Here is a 15226-nt window from a genome sequence, read left to right as displayed (position 1 = left end):
AGCAAATCATTTCAATTGCGAATAGAAAGCGGGGAGTTGGAATGGAATTTGTAAAATTAGGCCGTACGGGATTGGATGTATCGCGCATTTGTTTGGGCTGCATGAGCTTCGGCGACGCAAAGCGCTGGAATCATCCATGGGTGCTCGACGAGGAGCAGAGCCGTCCGTTTATCAAGAAGGCGCTGGACCTCGGCATTAATTTCTTTGATACGGCAAATGTATACGGCATCGGCTCCAGCGAAGAAATCGTTGGCCGCGCTCTAAAGGATTACGCCAGACGCGACGAGGTTGTTATAGCTACGAAGGTATTTTTCCGCATGCAGGAAGGTCCTAACGGCGCCGGTCTGTCCCGCAAAGCGATTATGAGCGAAATCGACAACAGCTTGAAACGTCTCGGTACGGATTACGTGGATCTGTATCAAATCCACCGCTGGGACTACAACACGCCGATCGAAGAGACGATGGAGGCGTTGCATGATGTCGTGAAGTCCGGCAAAGCCAGGTACATTGGCGCTTCCGCCATGTTCGCCTGGCAGTTCCAGAAGGCGCTGCATGTCGCCGAACGACACGGCTGGACCCGATTTACGGCCATGCAGAACCATCTTAACCTGATTTATCGGGAAGAAGAGCGCGAGATGATGCCTCTATGCAAGGAAGAGGGAATCGGCGTCATCCCGTACAGCCCTCTAGCCTCGGGCAGACTTGCCCGTGACCTGTCCGTCACGACGCAGCGATCAGAGACCGACCCTGCCCAAAAGATGAAATACGACGCTACTGCAGATGTCGATCGACCGATTGTGGATCGCGTTGCGGCCATAGCCGAGCAGCGCGGGGTCTCTCGCGCCGAGGTCGCTCTGGCTTGGTTGCTGCAGAAGGATAACGTTTCGTCTCCGATCATCGGCGCTACGAAGCTGTCGCATCTGGATGAAGCGGTTTCCTCGCTATCCGTCAAGCTGACTCAGGACGAAATTGCCGAATTGGAAGCACCGTACGTTCCGCACCCGGTCGTTGGGGCGTTGAAAGAGTAACAAAATGATAGATAGGTTGATAGGAGGAGAAAAGGATGAAAGCGTTATTTATTGGAGGAACCGGAACGATCAGCTCCGCGATTACGAAGCAATTGGCAGAGCAAGGACATGAACTGTATTTGCTCAACCGAGGGAACAGGCGGTCCACGCTGCCGGATAACGTCATCACCATTCAAGCCGATATCAACGACGAAAACAAGGTTGCCGGGCTGATCTCGGAGCTGTCTTTCGACGTCGTCGCCGATTTTATCGCGTTCGAGCCTTCGCAGCTGGAACGGGATTACCGCTTGTTTAAGGACAAGACCAAGCAGTTTATCTTTATCAGCTCGGCTTCCGCTTACCAAAAACCTCTATCCGACTATCGAATAACAGAAGGGACGCCTCTTGCCAATCCATATTGGCAATACTCCCGCAACAAGATCGCCTGCGAGGAATATTTGATGAAACAATACAGGGAGCAAGGTTTCCCGGTTACGATCGTCAGGCCGAGCCATACATACGACGAAAGATCCATCCCGCTTGGCGTGCACGGCCGAAACGGCTCATGGCAAGTGGCGAAGCGCATGCTGGAGAATAAACCCGTCATTATCCACGGTGATGGCACCTCCTTATGGACGATGACCCACAATTCGGACTTCGCGCAAGGTTTCATCGGGTTGATGGGCAACCTTCATGCCATCGGAGAAGCGGTGCAAATTACGTCGGACGAATCCTTAACATGGAATCAAATCTACGAATGTATTGCGTCCGCGCTCGGCGTAAAGCTGAATGCCGTTCACGTGTCTTCGTCCTTCCTCGCGGCTTGCAGCGAAATGGACTATACGGGCGGTCTGATCGGGGACAAAGCGAATTCCGTCGTCTTTGACAATTCGAAGTTGAAGCGGCTCGTACCCGGATTTACGGCTACAACTCGCTTCGATCAGGGCATTAAGGCGACAATTCGATATATTTTGGACCACCCGGAGCTTCAAAGAGAGGATGCCGAATTCGACGCTTGGTGCGACAAAGTAGCACGGGCTATGGATGGCGCGATTGCGGCGGTCAAGGGATCATAAAGCTGGAATGTTCATGCAAAGGGCATCGTCGTCGACGATGCCCTTTGCCGTTGATATTGCCTTGACGCGAATTATTTCGCCATTAACGCCGACATTTTCGCATCCGTATTGGAGTGCTGTGCAGGTGTATAGATGCTGCATCTCAGATCCGCGTCTCCGTGAACGTGAAGCGACGTTAATTGAAACAGCATTTTTCCGGCGGAAGCATGGCGGAATTCGAGCAACACTTCCGGCGCATAACTCACGTTGCCGGCAGCCCACAATCGCGAGAAGTCGGGGTAAGCATCCATCATCTCCTCCAGAAACATCTCGTACCATTCATCGTCCGCGTATTGACCGTAATAGGCGCGAAACATGGCTAAATACTCCCGCGCGAAGCTCTCCCAATTCACCGCCAGACGTCTGAATTCACGCCGGGCGAACAGCAGCCTAATCATATTTCGCTCATCGGGACGCAAATTTCCAAAATCCATAAACACCCGGCCGGCGGCTTCATTCCATGCGACGATATTGCATCTGCGGTCGGAAATGATGGCTGGACAGCCTCGCAGCTCCGTAATCATCCGATTTAAGGAAGGACTGATCGTGGCAGCTTCTTCCTCTGGAGCATGGACGGCAGCAACGGAATCTCGCGCAAGGGAGAACACGTATTTTCTTTCGTCCGTCGTCAGTCGAAGCGCTGTCGCTATGGCATCAAGAACGGCAGGCGACACGGTGATGTCGCGGCCTTGCTCCAGCCACGTATACCAAGTAGCGCTGACGTTTGCGAGCGATGCGACTTCCTCCCGGCGCAAGCCCGGCGTTCGCCTGCGCGTTCCTTCGGGCAGACCGACAGACGAGGGAGTAAGTCGTGCTCGCGCGGCTTTCAGAAACTCTGATAAAACTTGAAGCTTCGTTTGACGATTCATGAGGAAACCTCCAATGACTCATACTGGTACTTATTATACTAGGATAAACGACAACTTGTAATAGGATAAATCATATGGCAAGATGAGTAACACAAATAGATGAGCATGGAGGTATCGCTTATGGAACGAGTTGTTATTACAGGCATGGGAGCCATTACGCCGTTGGGTCTGGACGTAGAAGAAACGTGGAAGCAGCTTGTGCGGGGTACTTCGGGCATTACGCAAATTGATGCATTTGACGTGGACGGGTACAAGGTAACGATCGCGGCATCCGTCAAAGGGTTTGACGGCAAGGAGCTGTACGGCGCAAAGGAATATCGAAGAATGGACCGTTTCACGCAATTCGCCGTTGCCGCCGCCGACCAAGCCATCCTCGACGCAAAGCTCGATCTGGCTACGATCGATCGCGAGCGTATTGGCGTTTATGTGGGATCCGGTATCGGCGGAATCGGGACGCTGGAGGAGCAGCACGCAACGCTGCTTGCCAGAGGTCCCGGCAAAGTAAGTCCCGTGCTTGTGCCGATGCTGATATCCAATATGGCTGCGGCGAGCATCAGCATCCGGCATGGCCTGCACGGACCGACCTTGTCTCCCGTCACGGCTTGTTCCATCGGCAATACCGCTATCGGGGAAGCGTTCCATCGCATTCAAGCCGGAAGGTCGGATGTTATATTGGCCGGCGGGGCGGAGGCCGCCGTGACACGCATCTCGCTGGCCAGCTTTGCCAATGCGACCGCGCTGTCGACGCGCAATGATGATCCTGCCGGCGCCAGCCGGCCCTTCGATAAGGATCGGGACGGCTTCGTCATGGGCGAAGGTGCCGGGATCGTCGTACTGGAGTCTCTCAGCCACGCGAAGCGGCGCGGTGCCCGCATTCTTGCCGAGGTCATCGGATACGGAGCCAGCTCGGACGCGTACCATATGGTGGCTACGCATCCTGAAGGCGACGGTGCTTACATGGCGATGCGAGAGGCGATTCGAGACGCCGGTATTACACCGGACGAAGTGGATGTCATCAGCGCGCACGCTACGAGTACGGAGCTCGGGGACCGGTCGGAGACGGCCGCAATCAAGCGGCTATTCGGAGACGATGCTTACCGCATCCCCGTCACCGCCAACAAATCCATGCTTGGACATCTGCTCGGAGCGGCCGGAGGCGTAGAAGCGATCGCATTGGTGAAAAGCCTGGGCGAAGGCATGATCCCGCCAACCATCAATCTGACGGAACCGGATGCCGAATGCGATCTGGACTACGTGCCCAATGCCGCTAGAAAAGCCGATTTACGGATCGGCATGTCGAATTCGTTCGGATTCGGCGGCCACAACGCGGTCATTATCGTCAGAACCTATGAGGGATAAGTTATGGTATAACATTCGGCAATAGAGGAGCATTCGGCTAAGTCAGCCGGATGCTTCTTGGCGTGGTGGAAAAAATAAAAGAAGCATGCAGCGAAAACGGACCAATGACCGTCTAATAGGTTGGAGGTGATGATCCAGTGAGGCCGGCCGGCTCCAATAGCTACGAAAACGATAACATTCCTCGCGATCCCGATGCGGCGCTCGAGCTGCTCATGAACCGCTACGGCTCGACTGTCATGCGAACCGCCTATTTTTATACGGGCGATCGGCATCTCGCGGAGGATATTAGCCAGGAGACATTTCTAAGGGCATATCGCAAATGGACGTCCTTCCGGGGGGACAGCAGCGTCCAAACCTGGTTAACGACAATAACCGTCAATGTATGCCGGGACAAAATGGGCGTCCGCATGTTCGCGGAACAGCCCACTGATCCAGTCCGCATGGACCGGGGCAGAACGATTAGCGTGGAAGAGGAAGCGCTGGAGAAATTCGAGAAGAGCGAAGTGCTGCGATATGTGCTTCAATTATCTATGCCTTATCAGGAAGCGTTGTATCTTTATTATTACTTGGATCTGGGAACGAAGGAAATCGCCGAGGCGATCGGAGCGCCCGAAGGAACAGTACGGAACCGTCTGCATCGGGCTCGTGAAGCGCTTGCCAAGGAGATGAAGAAGGAGGAATACGGAAGATGAACGATATCGACCGTCGATTGCGAGAACAATTTCGAGAGGAGTCGGATAATATGTTATTTAACAATATGGAACTAAGCGAGGCAGCCAAGGACAAAATTCGCCGTCAAGCGTCGCCGACAGGGCAGAAGCGAAGAAGTTTCTCCCTCCCCAAAGCCTGGATCGCGGGCACGGCGGTAGTGGTTACTGCTGTCGTCGTATTCGCGGGATACCCGCTGTTAAACGGGCCGTCGTCAGTCCCCGCTCCGCAAACGGGAAATACGGGTGTCAGCCAACCGCCATCGGATGGTGGCGCATCGTCGGGCACTGGGACGGGGACGGGACTTTCCCAGCTCATTACGGCGAAGTTGGCAACGGTAGAAGAAGCCAAAGCCGCTTTCGGCGAAGGTCTGCTCGTACCTTCAATGCTTCCGGAAGGATTCCTGCTTCAAGATATTACGACAGCGGGCATGGAAGGAGAGCCGCTTCGGGATGCCGTGCTTACGTATGCCGCGGGAGATCGAACGTTCACGTATACCGTAAGCCGCATGGAGACTGACTTCCCGCAAGACATGTTCTCTCCCGTTCAGGTAAAGGGAGCCGAAGGATTCGTATTCGAGCAGCCGGAGCTTGTGGAGCTGTATTGGATCGAAAACGGCATTCAATACGGAATCGTGGGCAATTTGACCGCAGACGAAGCCGTGCAGGCGGCCGAATCGATCAACTGAACGGTACAACGATTGGTATTCATCCCCGCTGTCCAAATAAACGGCGGGGATTTTTTCGAGTAGAACGCTTGACATGACGATGCGCAGTAACTACAATGGTTACAACGGTGGTGATTCAAAACATGAAGCAGATCAGTACGAGATTCTCGATAGCGGTTCATACATTGTCCCTGATCGCAAGCTTTCCGAACGAATGTACGGGCGATTATATAGCCGGTAGCGTAGGCACGAATCCCGTTGTCATTCGTAGAATTATGGGCATGCTTAAGAAGGCAGGTTTTATTGACGTGCGTCCCGGCGTGGGTGGCGCTTCTCTGCTGAAATCTCCGGCAGACATTACGCTCCTGGATATTTATAGGGCTGTCGATGTCGTCGAGGATCAACGGCTGTTCCGGTTCCACGAAGATCCCAACGAACGATGCCTGGTCGGCAGAAATATCGAAGCGGCGCTGCAATCGGAGATGGATGAAGCGCAACTCGCGTTAGAGAATCGACTGGCTGAGACGACTTTAAGCGGAATTACCGCGAAGTTTATTTAAAGTGGAAGCTCTAATCCATGAGCTTTTATTTTTAAAAACGTTGTAACTATATATGTTATAACAAATATGGTGACAACGTATAAAAAAGAGGAGGAACATCAGATGAAAGTATTGGTAACGGGAGCAACGGGGAAATTGGGTTCGAAAATCGTGGAAGTTTTGCTGCGCAAACTGCCTGCCAACGATATTGCCGTCAGCGTACGCAATCCGGAGAAAGCGCAACACCTCAAAGAGCAGGGAGTAAACGTGCGACTCGGCGACTTCGATCGTCCTGAAACGCTGGATTCCGCCTTCCAAGGCATTGATCGCTTGCTGATCATATCGGCGGACGGAGATAACGAGACTCGCATCAGACAGCACAACCATGCGGTAGATGCGGCCAAACGCGCCGGCGTGGGTTTCATCGCTTACACAAGTCTTGCTAACGCGAGCGAGAGCGGCATCTTCCTTGCCGAAGTTCATCGCGTCACGGAAGCGGCCATAGCCGCAACCGGCATTCCGTATTCGTTCCTGCGCAATAACTGGTACCTGGAGAATGAGCTGGGTGCGATCAAAGCCTCTGCTGCCGGCGCGCCATGGGTTACTTCCGCGGAATCGGGCAAAGTGGGCTGGGCATTGCAGCAAGATTACGCGGAAGCAGCAGCTGCCGTTCTCGCCGGCGAAGGACATGAAAATTCGATCTACGAACTGTCGGGCAACCTGCTTACGCAAGACGAATTGGCGTCTGCGCTTGCGGATACGATCGGCAAGGACGTGCAGGTACGGCATATCGACGATGCGGCATATTCCGATATCATGAAAGGCGCGGGCATACCTGAATTCGTCCTGCCAATTCTCGTCGGCATTCAACAAGGCATTCGGGAAGGGCATCTCGAGATCGTCAGCAACGATTTCGAAAAACTTCTGGGCAGGCCCGCAACGCCGGTGCGAGAAGCATTAGCCGATCTCGTGAAAGAATAAAGTTTGACAGGAAGGACTGTGCCTCTGGTCATTAGACCAGGGCACAGTCCTTCTTTGTGCTTGCGTTCATCCTTCCTTAACATCTAACGGGCAATTAGCTCCGTCAGTGCTTCCTTGTGGCGGAAACCGACGGCTTTCTTGACAGGCTGGCCGTCCTGGAAGACGATCAACGTCGGCATGCTCATCACGCCGAAGCGGCTAGCGAGCTCCGGGTGTTCGTCAACATTCACCTTGGCGACATTAAAATCTTCAAGCTCCTCGTCGAGCTCCTTCAAGATAGGCGAAAGCCGCTTGCAAGGCGGACACCATACCGCCCAGAAGTCCACAAGTACCGTCTTCTCCGATTGGATCACTTCATCAAAATCGCTTTCCGTTGCATCTAGAATGGCCAATCCTATTCGCTCCTTTCATTCTTGCAGAGTACGTACGATGGCTCTTGCCAATCGTGCCGCGAATTCAGTATAAACCCTGCCATTAATGACAAGGTCAACCCCTTGACCCTGACACTTGCGTAAAGGTTTATAATAGAAGGATAATGATCGAAGGAAGGGAGGACTCCCGATGAAGATCGGACAATTAGCGGAATTGACCGGAAGCAGCCTTCGTTCGCTCAGATATTATGAGCAGAAGGGACTTTTGTCGCCGCTGCGCCAAGACAACGGTTATCGCGAATATTCGCCGCTTGCCGTTCAACAAGTTCAAACGATACGATTTTATTTGAATCTGGGCCTCACTACGGTTCAAATCGCGAGCTTCCTCCATTGCGTCATCCGGAATAAAGAATCGTTCTGCGAGGAAGTGCTGCCCATCTACCAGCAGAAGTTGGAAGAAATCGACGAGCAAATTCGCAGTTTGAACGGCATTCGGAACAATTTGATCGATCGAATCCAATCCATCAACAACGAAAGAGTAGCTGGTGGAAGCGCGCTTTCTGTCAGCGAAAGCCTAAGTACCATTAACGATCAGGCCAAACCGCATACAAAGGGAAGGGAGACATGATCAAAAAAGGACTGGTCATTGCTGCTTATGCGGCTTCCGTCGCTTTATTGCTGCTATATCGGAAGCCGATCATGCATTGGCTGCAAGAGGATAGCGCGTCCCATCACGTCCTTCTCATTGGGGCGGCGATTTTATTCGGTCTTGTTCCAATCGTTCCGTACGGCATCGTAGCCGGCATCATCGGAGCAAAGTACGGTCCCTATTGGGGAGGACTCGCGAACGTTCTCTCATCGACCGCGGCTGCCGCCATCATGTTCTATCTCGTGCGGTTTGCCTTCCATGAGCAAGGCAGCCGGCTCCTGTCCAAGAACCCAACGATCGGCAAGTTCACGGTCCAAGTGGAACGCAATGCGTTTATCGCCGTCTTGTTCGCCAGGCTGCTTCCGTTCGTTCCCGCAATCCTCGTCAACGTCTATGCGGCTCTCAGCCGGATGCCGTTCCGAATTTTCGCGGTCGCAACGCTGATTGGGAAGCTGCCTACCATGTTCGTTTTTGCTCTGGTTGGAGATCAATGGATGTCCAGCACCGGAGGAGCGATTCGGGTTATTGTCTTTTATATGCTTTTTTTGCTCGTCATCCTGGCAGCATATCGACGATTTCACTTCCTTGCGAATAACCGGAGTGAGGGGAACGAGGCTTTGGAGCAACCGAGGCAAGTCAAATAAAGCCTTCTTCCTCGAGCGCGAGGTTCAAGACACGGTCATCATAACGTTTAACATACCAAAAACTCGTCTCCGCGTTGGAGACGAGTTTTTGGGTTTTGACGGATCATAAGCCGGCTCGAGACTGACGGTTTTTGTTCTGCAGTCTGTCCACAACGATCTTGAGCAGCGGGATCACGACAAAAAACATAAACAGCAACCGGAATAATTGATAAACGACGACGATGGAGACGTCCGCCTCGGTCTCGTGAGCAATGATGCTCATCTGGTCCATGCCGCCCGGAGCCAGACTTAACAAAGCTGTCAAAAGCGACATGGATTCATCCGCCGACAAGATTAAGCTTTGCAAGTAAGTCCCCAATATAAGCAGCAGACTGGAAGCAAGCGCCAGAGCCAGCGTCTTGAACCGGTTCGTAAACTCCGCTGGCTTAAAGAGCAACCCCAGAAAGGCGCCGATGCAGATTTGAGCCGCAATCAGTACGATAGGCGGCAGCTCGGGACCTGACAAACCGAGAATTTGAAGCAATGCGGTCCCGAACAGCGGTCCAAGCAGCGGAGCAGTAGGCAGCTTCAGCTTCCCTGCTCCCCATGCGAACAGAACGCAAACAAGGGCAAATAGGGCCGCATTTATAAGAATGCTCTGACCAGCGGCTGTCGTTGCTCCCATTTCGCCTGCAAGCGGCGCAAGCGTGTTGCTATGTTTTGCGCCGACAATGGGACTGAACAATAATAACGGAACCATGACGATGATCGTCATCAGTCGCATGACCTGCATGACTGTAACGATCGTCACATTGACGCCTTTTGTCTCCTGAGCCAATAAAACGACCTGGCTTAAGCCCCCGGGTACCGTGCCCATGAGCATGGTCAGGAAGTCGCCGCCCGTTAGACGGGTTAGAATCGCTGCCAGCGCTACGCTAAACAACACAAGAATGACCGTCATCAGCAGCATTTTGGGCAAATGGCGAGAAATTTCGTGCAGGACCGTTGCCGTAAAGGAAAGCCCCATCGTATAAGCAATGATCATCATGCCCGCGTTCTGCAGGGATTTGTTCCATGCGAACCGATTTTTAAAGCGGGTCGATCCCAGTAACACGAACGTCATGGGACCCAATATCCACGGCAGGGGAATATGCAGGAAATAGAAGACGCATCCTCCCGCAATAGAAGTTATTAATGTGATAAACAAACGATGTCGTGCTCGAAGCCATCTCATGTCGCCAATCATCCTCTAAGTAGTCGAATCGTTTAGTACTGAACTATTATCATACATGATAATAGCAGGACGATAAACCCGTTTTACCGATTTAACCGAAATTGTCGGGGACTAGCTCCGTATGCGGCGGTGAAATGCCTCGTAAAGGGGTGAATGGAGGGATACCCCAATCGATCCGCGATGGCGGTAACCGTCAACTCGCTCTCTTGCAACAGGTTGGCTGCACGCCTCATCAGCAGCTTGTGCTGATAAGCCTTCGGCGCCATGCCTGTTTCACGCTGAAACAGTGCATGGAAGTAGGAACGTTTCATCCCGCAGGAAGCCGCCCATTCGTCGATCGAAGCGCGTTCTTCGGGATTCTCGTTCAAGTAAGCAAGGAGTCGTACGATTCGGTAGTCGGTAGGCTGACGCGAGTGGACCGCATTGTACCAACCCAGCAGCCAGCTCTGCATCAAGCCGCTCACCAACTCATCTCTATAATAAAAAGTATCATGGAACAATCGGGTTAGTTGAACGATAGATTCATATAACCAGGGGTGAGACTGCAGGGAAAACACACTGGGCAAGGAGTCCAAATCGGCGCAAGTCGGCATGGCAGCCTGCCGATTCGTTTCGAAGACGAAAGGTGCAGGGTCATAAATAAATGCGCGGTTCCCCGAGAGCGGATGCTCTTTGTCCCATAAATCGCAATAGATATTGTAAGAAGAAAGGGGATGCTTCGCGTCGATATGAAACGCGTGCGGTTGGTTCGGCCTTAAGAACACCAACGTTTTTGGACCGATGGGATGCTTCATGCCGTCGATCTCCATTTCTCCCGGACCATCGTTAAACAAATGAAACGCAAACACATTGCATACCCGCAGCTTCTCCTCGTAGCCCCCATCGTATAAATAGGGCAAAGCATCACCAACGTAAGGTTCGATCTCGTGCAGCCGTTTCATTCATGCTCATCCCTTTGCAACTGTTATTTCAATCTCGTAGTGAAAGCTTACCTTATTCCATTTCATTTTTAAAGTAATATCATTCGGAGTTACCGGATTATTTATCAAATGATTGGAGGAGCTGATAAATACAGTTGTCCATTGAAATGTTACGATGTAAAAAGAATCGCACAAAAACAACCAGGAATAAATAACGGATTAATATGCAAATAGACCAAAGTCGAAAGAAGGTAGTTTGTCCATGCTCGTTAACAATAAGGTTTGTCTCATCACAGGGGGCGGATCCGGTATCGGTGAAGTAACGGCGATCAGATTAGCGGAGGAAGGCGCGACGGTCATCGTCGCGGATGTAGACGGGGAGAGAGGCGAGCGGGTCGCGCAAGCTCTTGCGGGAAAAACTGGCCTTTCACCCGCTGTTTCGGTTCGAACCGATGTAGCGGACGAAGGGGAAGTTCGGCAATTAGCAACCACGATTCGCGACCGATACGGCAGGCTCGACATTCTGATCAACAACGCGGCAACGATTTTGCCGAAGCCGCTGGAAGATGTGATGGAGACGGAGTGGCAGCGGGTTATCGATATTAACATGAAAAGCGTTTATTTGCTGATCAAACATACCATCCCGTTGCTGCGAGAGTCCAAGGGAAGCATCGTCAATATGGCTTCTTTAAACGGATTGGTCGGGCAGAAGCAAAATGCGGTATATGCCTCTACCAAAGGCGCGATCGTCGCCATGACCAAGTCGCTCGCGCTGGACTACGCCTCCGATGGAGTGCGCGTCAATTGCATCTGTCCCGCCGGCGTGTCAACGCCGCTGCTAGAGAAATGGATCGAGGAACAGGATGATCCCGCCAAGACGCGGATCATTTTAAACGCCATGCATCCGCTGGGCCGGCCGGCGACGCCGGAAGAAGTCGCGGACGCCGCGATCTTTTTCGCCAGCGATTTGTCCCGATTCGTGACCGGCGTTGCTTTGCCGGTAGACGGAGGAGCATCGTTAGGCTATTAAAGGGTTGTTTACGCTTATTCGATTACGATACTTCCAGGAGGAATGAATTATGAAAATCACGAAATCGGAAAGCTTTATTTTGCATGTTCCGATTCTGCCGCCCATTACGGACGCTATTAACGTGGCTACCCATTGGGGCGTGACGGGAGTGCGCATCGAGACCGATGAAGGCGTGACGGGGTATGGCTACACGGGGACATGCGCAAAAGGCGACGAAATGATAGCCGATACGATCGATCGCTACTACGCTCCTGCGCTCATCGGCAAGGATCCCTTTATGGTGAAGCAGCTTTGGGACGAAATGCGATTTGGACCCATGCATTGGATCGGCCGTTCCGGCGTGACTCATATGGCGCTGGCGGCAGTGGACATTGCGTTGTGGGACATCATGTCCAAGGCGTCGGGGAAGCCGCTATGGCAATATTTGGGCGGCCATAAGCCGGAAGGAATCAAAGCTTACAACACCAACGGAGGTTGGTTGAATTGGAGCAAGGAGCGGCTGGTAGAGGATATGACCTCTATCCTCGAGCAAGGTTTCTCCGCCGTTAAGATGAAGGTCGGCAAGCCGGACCCAGGGGAAGATTACGAGCGGGTAGAGGCGGTCCGCAAAGCGATTGGCGATAAAGCCGGCCTTATGATCGACGTGAACCAGCAATGGAACATCACGACAGCCATGACCTGGGGCAAAAAGCTGGAACAATTCGATCTCATTTGGCTGGAGGAGCCGTTAAATCCCGATGATATTTCCGGTCACAAAAAGCTGGCGGATGAATTAAACGTGCCAATCGCCCTCGGCGAGCATGTCTACAACAAATACGCGTTCCGCGATTACATCGCGTCGGGCGCTGTAGAGTACGTTCAAGTCGACGTTACTCGCGTCGCAGGCGTCACGGAGTGGCTGCAGGTGGCTGGTCTTGCCGCGGCTTACGACATTCCGGTCTGCCCACATGTCGGCGACATGGGGCAGATCCATCAGCATCTTGTGGCTGCTACGCCGGGAGCCGTCATGCTGGAGTATATTCCGTGGATCCGGCATATTTTCGAGGAGCCCGCTACCGTCAAGGACGGCTTTTATGTGCTGCCACAGCTGCCGGGAGCTTCGACGACGATCCTTCCTCGTTATTTTGACGAGTATCGAGTGAAGTAACAAGATTGCGGCATGACGATAACATTCCAAAGGAGAACGAATCGATGAAAGCTATACATCCGGAAGCGCAATGGTTCGACGAAGCGAGATTTGGTATATTTCTTCATTGGGGACCTTATTCGGTCCGGGGCATCGAGGCCTCCTGGCCGTTAATGTCCCATAGCAACCAGCATATGAAGGCGGAGGACTATGAAAGTCTTGCGGATGAATTTAATCCGCAGTCCTACGATCCCAAGGAATGGGCTCGAATGGCCAAGGAAGCAGGGGCGAGCTATATCGTCCTGACGGCCAAACACCATGACGGCTTCTGTCTGTTCGATACCGCCACTACCGACTATAACGCCGTGAAGCGAGGACCGGGCCGGGATCTGATTGCCCCGTTCGTAGAGGCCGCTCGAGAAGAGGGTCTTAAAGTAGGACTATACTTCACGACGATCGACTGGCATGATCCGGATTTTGCCACGATTCCGATCTCGGCGAGCATACAATCTCCGAAACCGAATACTTATGATCCGGATCGGTGGTGGAAGTTCCATGGGCGGTTCGTCGAACAACTCCGGGAGCTGCTTACGGGTTATGGCCGGATCGATCTGATCTGGTTCGACGTTCCCGGCTTCGGCGCGGATCGCTGGCGGAGCAGCGAGGTAAAGACGATGATGCTAAATCTTCAGCCTCACCTGATCATTAACGATCGTCTCCCCGGTGCGGGAGACTACGAGACGCCGGAGCAATTTGTACCGCATCATCCGCCGGACGAATGGTGGGAAACCTGCATGACGATGAACCATCAATGGGCGTATCATCCCGATGCATCCACTTATAAAAGCGAGATTACGTTGCTGGGCACTTTACTGGAGATTGCGACGAAAGGCGGAAATCTGCTCTTGAACGTTGGGCCTCGTCCAGATGGAACATGGCCGGAAGAAGCGAGGGCACGTCTGATTGCAATCGGAAGTTGGTTATCTCGCTGGGGCGAAAGCATCTACGGGACGAAGCGAGCGCCAAAACACTATCCTCCCGTGTTCTATGGACCGATGACGACGAAGGACAACATCATCTATCTGCATGTCCGCGACTTGCCTCGATCCCCAATCGAGCTTCGCGAAATCGGCGGGGAAGTCAAGAGCGTGCATCTTGTTGGTTCCGGACAGCCGCTGCCATATCGAACAGAGCGAACGCACGGTTTCTCCGGCGGCGTGGAAGGCGACTACTACGTCAGCAGATTGTGGATCGAGCTCGATCCTGCTGACTGCGACGATTGGAATACGGTCGTCGCGGTCGAGTTCGAAGGCAAACCGGTGTGGCCGGGGTGAAAGTAAGAGATTAAATTATTATAGCGGCAAAGGCCTTCCGCATGTCGGGAAGGCCTTTGCAGTAATATAGGAAAGAAAATCACTGTTCGATAATTATGCTGTAAGCATGATGCCTTTAAGTTTTCTTAAGCAGAGCTGGAAGCACGAAGGCGTTAATCGTTTCGTGCAACTCATCGACCGATCTCTTACCGTGATGATGGATAACGTACAAGCTTGCGCTTTGGATCATCCCGATCAGCCCTGCCGCCGCCAATTCGCAATGCATTTCGTTTAGCGAGCCGTCCGCTTGTCCGTAGCGCAAAACGTCTGCCACAAAAGCGATGTACTTGTTTTTAAGCGCCACGATCCGCTCCAAAATATCCGGCTCGATTCCGTTTGTGATTTCATTGGAAATAATGTGAACAAGTTCTCCGTAATGCAGGAACAGCTCGATGTGTTTGCTTACGATTGTTCGGATTTGCCAATCCGGGTCCTCGTTTTGCCGCAGCACTTCCTCGATTTTGTCCATCAGCATTTGAATGCCGTCCGTCACGATCCTTTCGAAGAGCTCGCCCTTGCCCGAGAAATGATAATAAAGCGTGCCTTTGGCCACATTGGCTTCTTTGGCAATGTCGTCCATATTTGTCTTGTAATAGCCTTGCTCGGAAAAAAGCTTGATCGCGGCATCGATAATTTTATTTTTGCTCAACGTACT

General features: G+C 52.6%; 17 protein-coding genes. 12 read left to right on the top strand and 5 right to left on the bottom strand.

From position 1 onward, the window contains the following. Positions 1–41: 41 nt before the first annotated feature. A complete protein-coding gene (locus B1748_RS14585; protein WP_087568648.1) occupies positions 42–1028 on the top strand; it encodes an aldo/keto reductase in 987 nt (328 codons plus the stop codon). Between the two features lie 35 nt (positions 1029–1063). After that, positions 1064–2083, top strand: a complete 1020-nt coding sequence (locus B1748_RS14580; protein ID WP_087568647.1) for an SDR family oxidoreductase — start codon at positions 1064–1066, stop codon at positions 2081–2083. Between the two features lie 71 nt (positions 2084–2154). Here B1748_RS14580 and B1748_RS14575 read toward each other — a convergent pair whose 3' ends face one another. Next, positions 2155–2991: a helix-turn-helix transcriptional regulator gene (locus B1748_RS14575; protein WP_087568646.1), complete on the bottom strand. Its 837-nt coding sequence runs from the start codon at positions 2989–2991 to the stop codon at positions 2155–2157. Between the two features lie 120 nt (positions 2992–3111). Between B1748_RS14575 and fabF the strand changes: the two genes are divergently transcribed. From fabF to B1748_RS14550, 5 genes are all read left to right on the top strand, one after another. Further along, positions 3112–4350 carry a beta-ketoacyl-ACP synthase II gene (gene fabF / locus B1748_RS14570; protein ID WP_087568645.1) on the top strand — a complete coding sequence of 413 codons (1239 nt, stop codon included), beginning with the start codon at positions 3112–3114 and terminating at the stop codon, positions 4348–4350. Between the two features lie 137 nt (positions 4351–4487). After that, positions 4488–5042 carry a sigma-70 family RNA polymerase sigma factor gene (locus tag B1748_RS14565; protein WP_256975671.1) on the top strand — a complete coding sequence of 185 codons (555 nt, stop codon included), beginning with the start codon at positions 4488–4490 and terminating at the stop codon, positions 5040–5042. Then, the gene (locus B1748_RS14560; protein ID WP_087568644.1) at positions 5039–5746 is read left to right on the top strand and encodes a DUF4367 domain-containing protein; all 708 of its coding nucleotides are present in this window, start codon (positions 5039–5041) and stop codon (positions 5744–5746) included. Before B1748_RS14565 ends, B1748_RS14560 begins: the two co-directional genes overlap by 4 nt. 122 nt (positions 5747–5868) lie before the next feature. After that, positions 5869–6285 (top strand): Rrf2 family transcriptional regulator, encoded by a 417-nt coding sequence (locus B1748_RS14555; protein ID WP_087568643.1) that lies wholly within the window; start codon positions 5869–5871, stop codon positions 6283–6285. A gap of 102 nt (positions 6286–6387) precedes the next feature. Beyond that, entirely contained in the window at positions 6388–7245 is an 858-nt protein-coding gene (locus tag B1748_RS14550; RefSeq protein WP_087568642.1) for an SDR family oxidoreductase, read from the top strand. A gap of 83 nt (positions 7246–7328) precedes the next feature. On the opposite strand, the gene trxA is transcribed toward B1748_RS14550, so the two are convergent. After that, positions 7329–7637, bottom strand: coding sequence for a thioredoxin (gene trxA, locus B1748_RS14545; protein WP_087568641.1), 309 nt, complete (start codon positions 7635–7637; stop codon positions 7329–7331). 169 nt (positions 7638–7806) lie between these two features. On the opposite strand from trxA, the gene B1748_RS14540 reads away from it, so the two are divergent. Beyond that, complete coding sequence (locus B1748_RS14540; RefSeq protein WP_087568640.1) at positions 7807–8244, top strand: MerR family transcriptional regulator; 438 nt, start codon at positions 7807–7809, stop codon at positions 8242–8244. Next, entirely contained in the window at positions 8241–8909 is a 669-nt protein-coding gene (locus B1748_RS14535; protein WP_087568639.1) for a TVP38/TMEM64 family protein, read from the top strand. The genes B1748_RS14540 and B1748_RS14535 overlap by 4 nt, the downstream gene beginning before the upstream one ends. Before the next feature lie 103 nt (positions 8910–9012). On the opposite strand, the gene B1748_RS14530 is transcribed toward B1748_RS14535, so the two are convergent. Together B1748_RS14530 and B1748_RS14525 are read right to left on the bottom strand one after the other, a co-directional pair. Next, positions 9013–10122: an AbrB family transcriptional regulator gene (locus B1748_RS14530; RefSeq protein WP_256975670.1), complete on the bottom strand. Its 1110-nt coding sequence runs from the start codon at positions 10120–10122 to the stop codon at positions 9013–9015. Positions 10123–10205: 83 nt separating this feature from the next. Beyond that, on the bottom strand, positions 10206–11063 hold the full coding sequence (locus B1748_RS14525) for a helix-turn-helix transcriptional regulator (protein WP_087568637.1): 858 nt from the start codon (positions 11061–11063) through the stop codon (positions 10206–10208). A gap of 241 nt (positions 11064–11304) precedes the next feature. Here B1748_RS14525 and B1748_RS14520 point away from each other — a divergent pair, with 241 nt between their 5' ends. From B1748_RS14520 to B1748_RS14510, 3 genes are read left to right on the top strand one after another with little or no spacing between them, the layout of a single operon-like run. After that, positions 11305–12072 (top strand): SDR family NAD(P)-dependent oxidoreductase, encoded by a 768-nt coding sequence (locus B1748_RS14520; protein ID WP_087568636.1) that lies wholly within the window; start codon positions 11305–11307, stop codon positions 12070–12072. 49 nt (positions 12073–12121) lie between these two features. After that, entirely contained in the window at positions 12122–13219 is a 1098-nt protein-coding gene (locus B1748_RS14515; RefSeq protein WP_087568635.1) for a mandelate racemase/muconate lactonizing enzyme family protein, read from the top strand. Between the two features lie 5 nt (positions 13220–13224). Further along, the gene (locus B1748_RS14510; protein ID WP_256975669.1) at positions 13225–14532 is read left to right on the top strand and encodes an alpha-L-fucosidase; all 1308 of its coding nucleotides are present in this window, start codon (positions 13225–13227) and stop codon (positions 14530–14532) included. A 115-nt stretch (positions 14533–14647) separates the two neighbouring features. Here B1748_RS14510 and B1748_RS14505 read toward each other — a convergent pair whose 3' ends face one another. Then, the gene (locus B1748_RS14505) at positions 14648–15220 is read right to left on the bottom strand and encodes a TetR/AcrR family transcriptional regulator (protein ID WP_087568633.1); all 573 of its coding nucleotides are present in this window, start codon (positions 15218–15220) and stop codon (positions 14648–14650) included. Positions 15221–15226: the final 6 nt, after the last annotated feature.

This window comes from Paenibacillus sp. MY03, from assembly GCF_002165585.1.
In the GTDB taxonomy this organism is placed as follows: domain Bacteria; phylum Bacillota; class Bacilli; order Paenibacillales; family Paenibacillaceae; genus Pristimantibacillus; species Pristimantibacillus agaridevorans.
The sequence above is the reverse complement of the archived record's forward strand: the minus strand, read 5'-3'. Positions and strand labels throughout refer to the sequence as shown.

Excerpts from the sequence above, each read along its gene's own strand:
- B1748_RS14515 (WP_087568635.1), top strand. The coding sequence starts at position 12,122 with ATGAAAATCACGAAATCGGAAAGCTTTATTTTGCATGTTCCGATTCTG.
- B1748_RS14540 (WP_087568640.1), top strand. The coding sequence starts at position 7,807 with ATGAAGATCGGACAATTAGCGGAATTGACCGGAAGCAGCCTTCGTTCG.
- B1748_RS14550 (WP_087568642.1), top strand. The coding sequence starts at position 6,388 with ATGAAAGTATTGGTAACGGGAGCAACGGGGAAATTGGGTTCGAAAATC.
- B1748_RS14535 (WP_087568639.1), top strand. The coding sequence starts at position 8,241 with ATGATCAAAAAAGGACTGGTCATTGCTGCTTATGCGGCTTCCGTCGCT.
- B1748_RS14530 (WP_256975670.1), bottom strand. The coding sequence starts at position 10,122 with ATGAGATGGCTTCGAGCACGACATCGTTTGTTTATCACATTAATAACT.
- B1748_RS14575 (WP_087568646.1), bottom strand. The coding sequence starts at position 2,991 with ATGAATCGTCAAACGAAGCTTCAAGTTTTATCAGAGTTTCTGAAAGCC.
- B1748_RS14585 (WP_087568648.1), top strand. The coding sequence starts at position 42 with ATGGAATTTGTAAAATTAGGCCGTACGGGATTGGATGTATCGCGCATT.
- B1748_RS14555 (WP_087568643.1), top strand. The coding sequence starts at position 5,869 with ATGAAGCAGATCAGTACGAGATTCTCGATAGCGGTTCATACATTGTCC.
- B1748_RS14580 (WP_087568647.1), top strand. The coding sequence starts at position 1,064 with ATGAAAGCGTTATTTATTGGAGGAACCGGAACGATCAGCTCCGCGATT.
- fabF (WP_087568645.1), top strand. The coding sequence starts at position 3,112 with ATGGAACGAGTTGTTATTACAGGCATGGGAGCCATTACGCCGTTGGGT.
- B1748_RS14525 (WP_087568637.1), bottom strand. The coding sequence starts at position 11,063 with ATGAAACGGCTGCACGAGATCGAACCTTACGTTGGTGATGCTTTGCCC.
- B1748_RS14520 (WP_087568636.1), top strand. The coding sequence starts at position 11,305 with ATGCTCGTTAACAATAAGGTTTGTCTCATCACAGGGGGCGGATCCGGT.
- B1748_RS14560 (WP_087568644.1), top strand. The coding sequence starts at position 5,039 with ATGAACGATATCGACCGTCGATTGCGAGAACAATTTCGAGAGGAGTCG.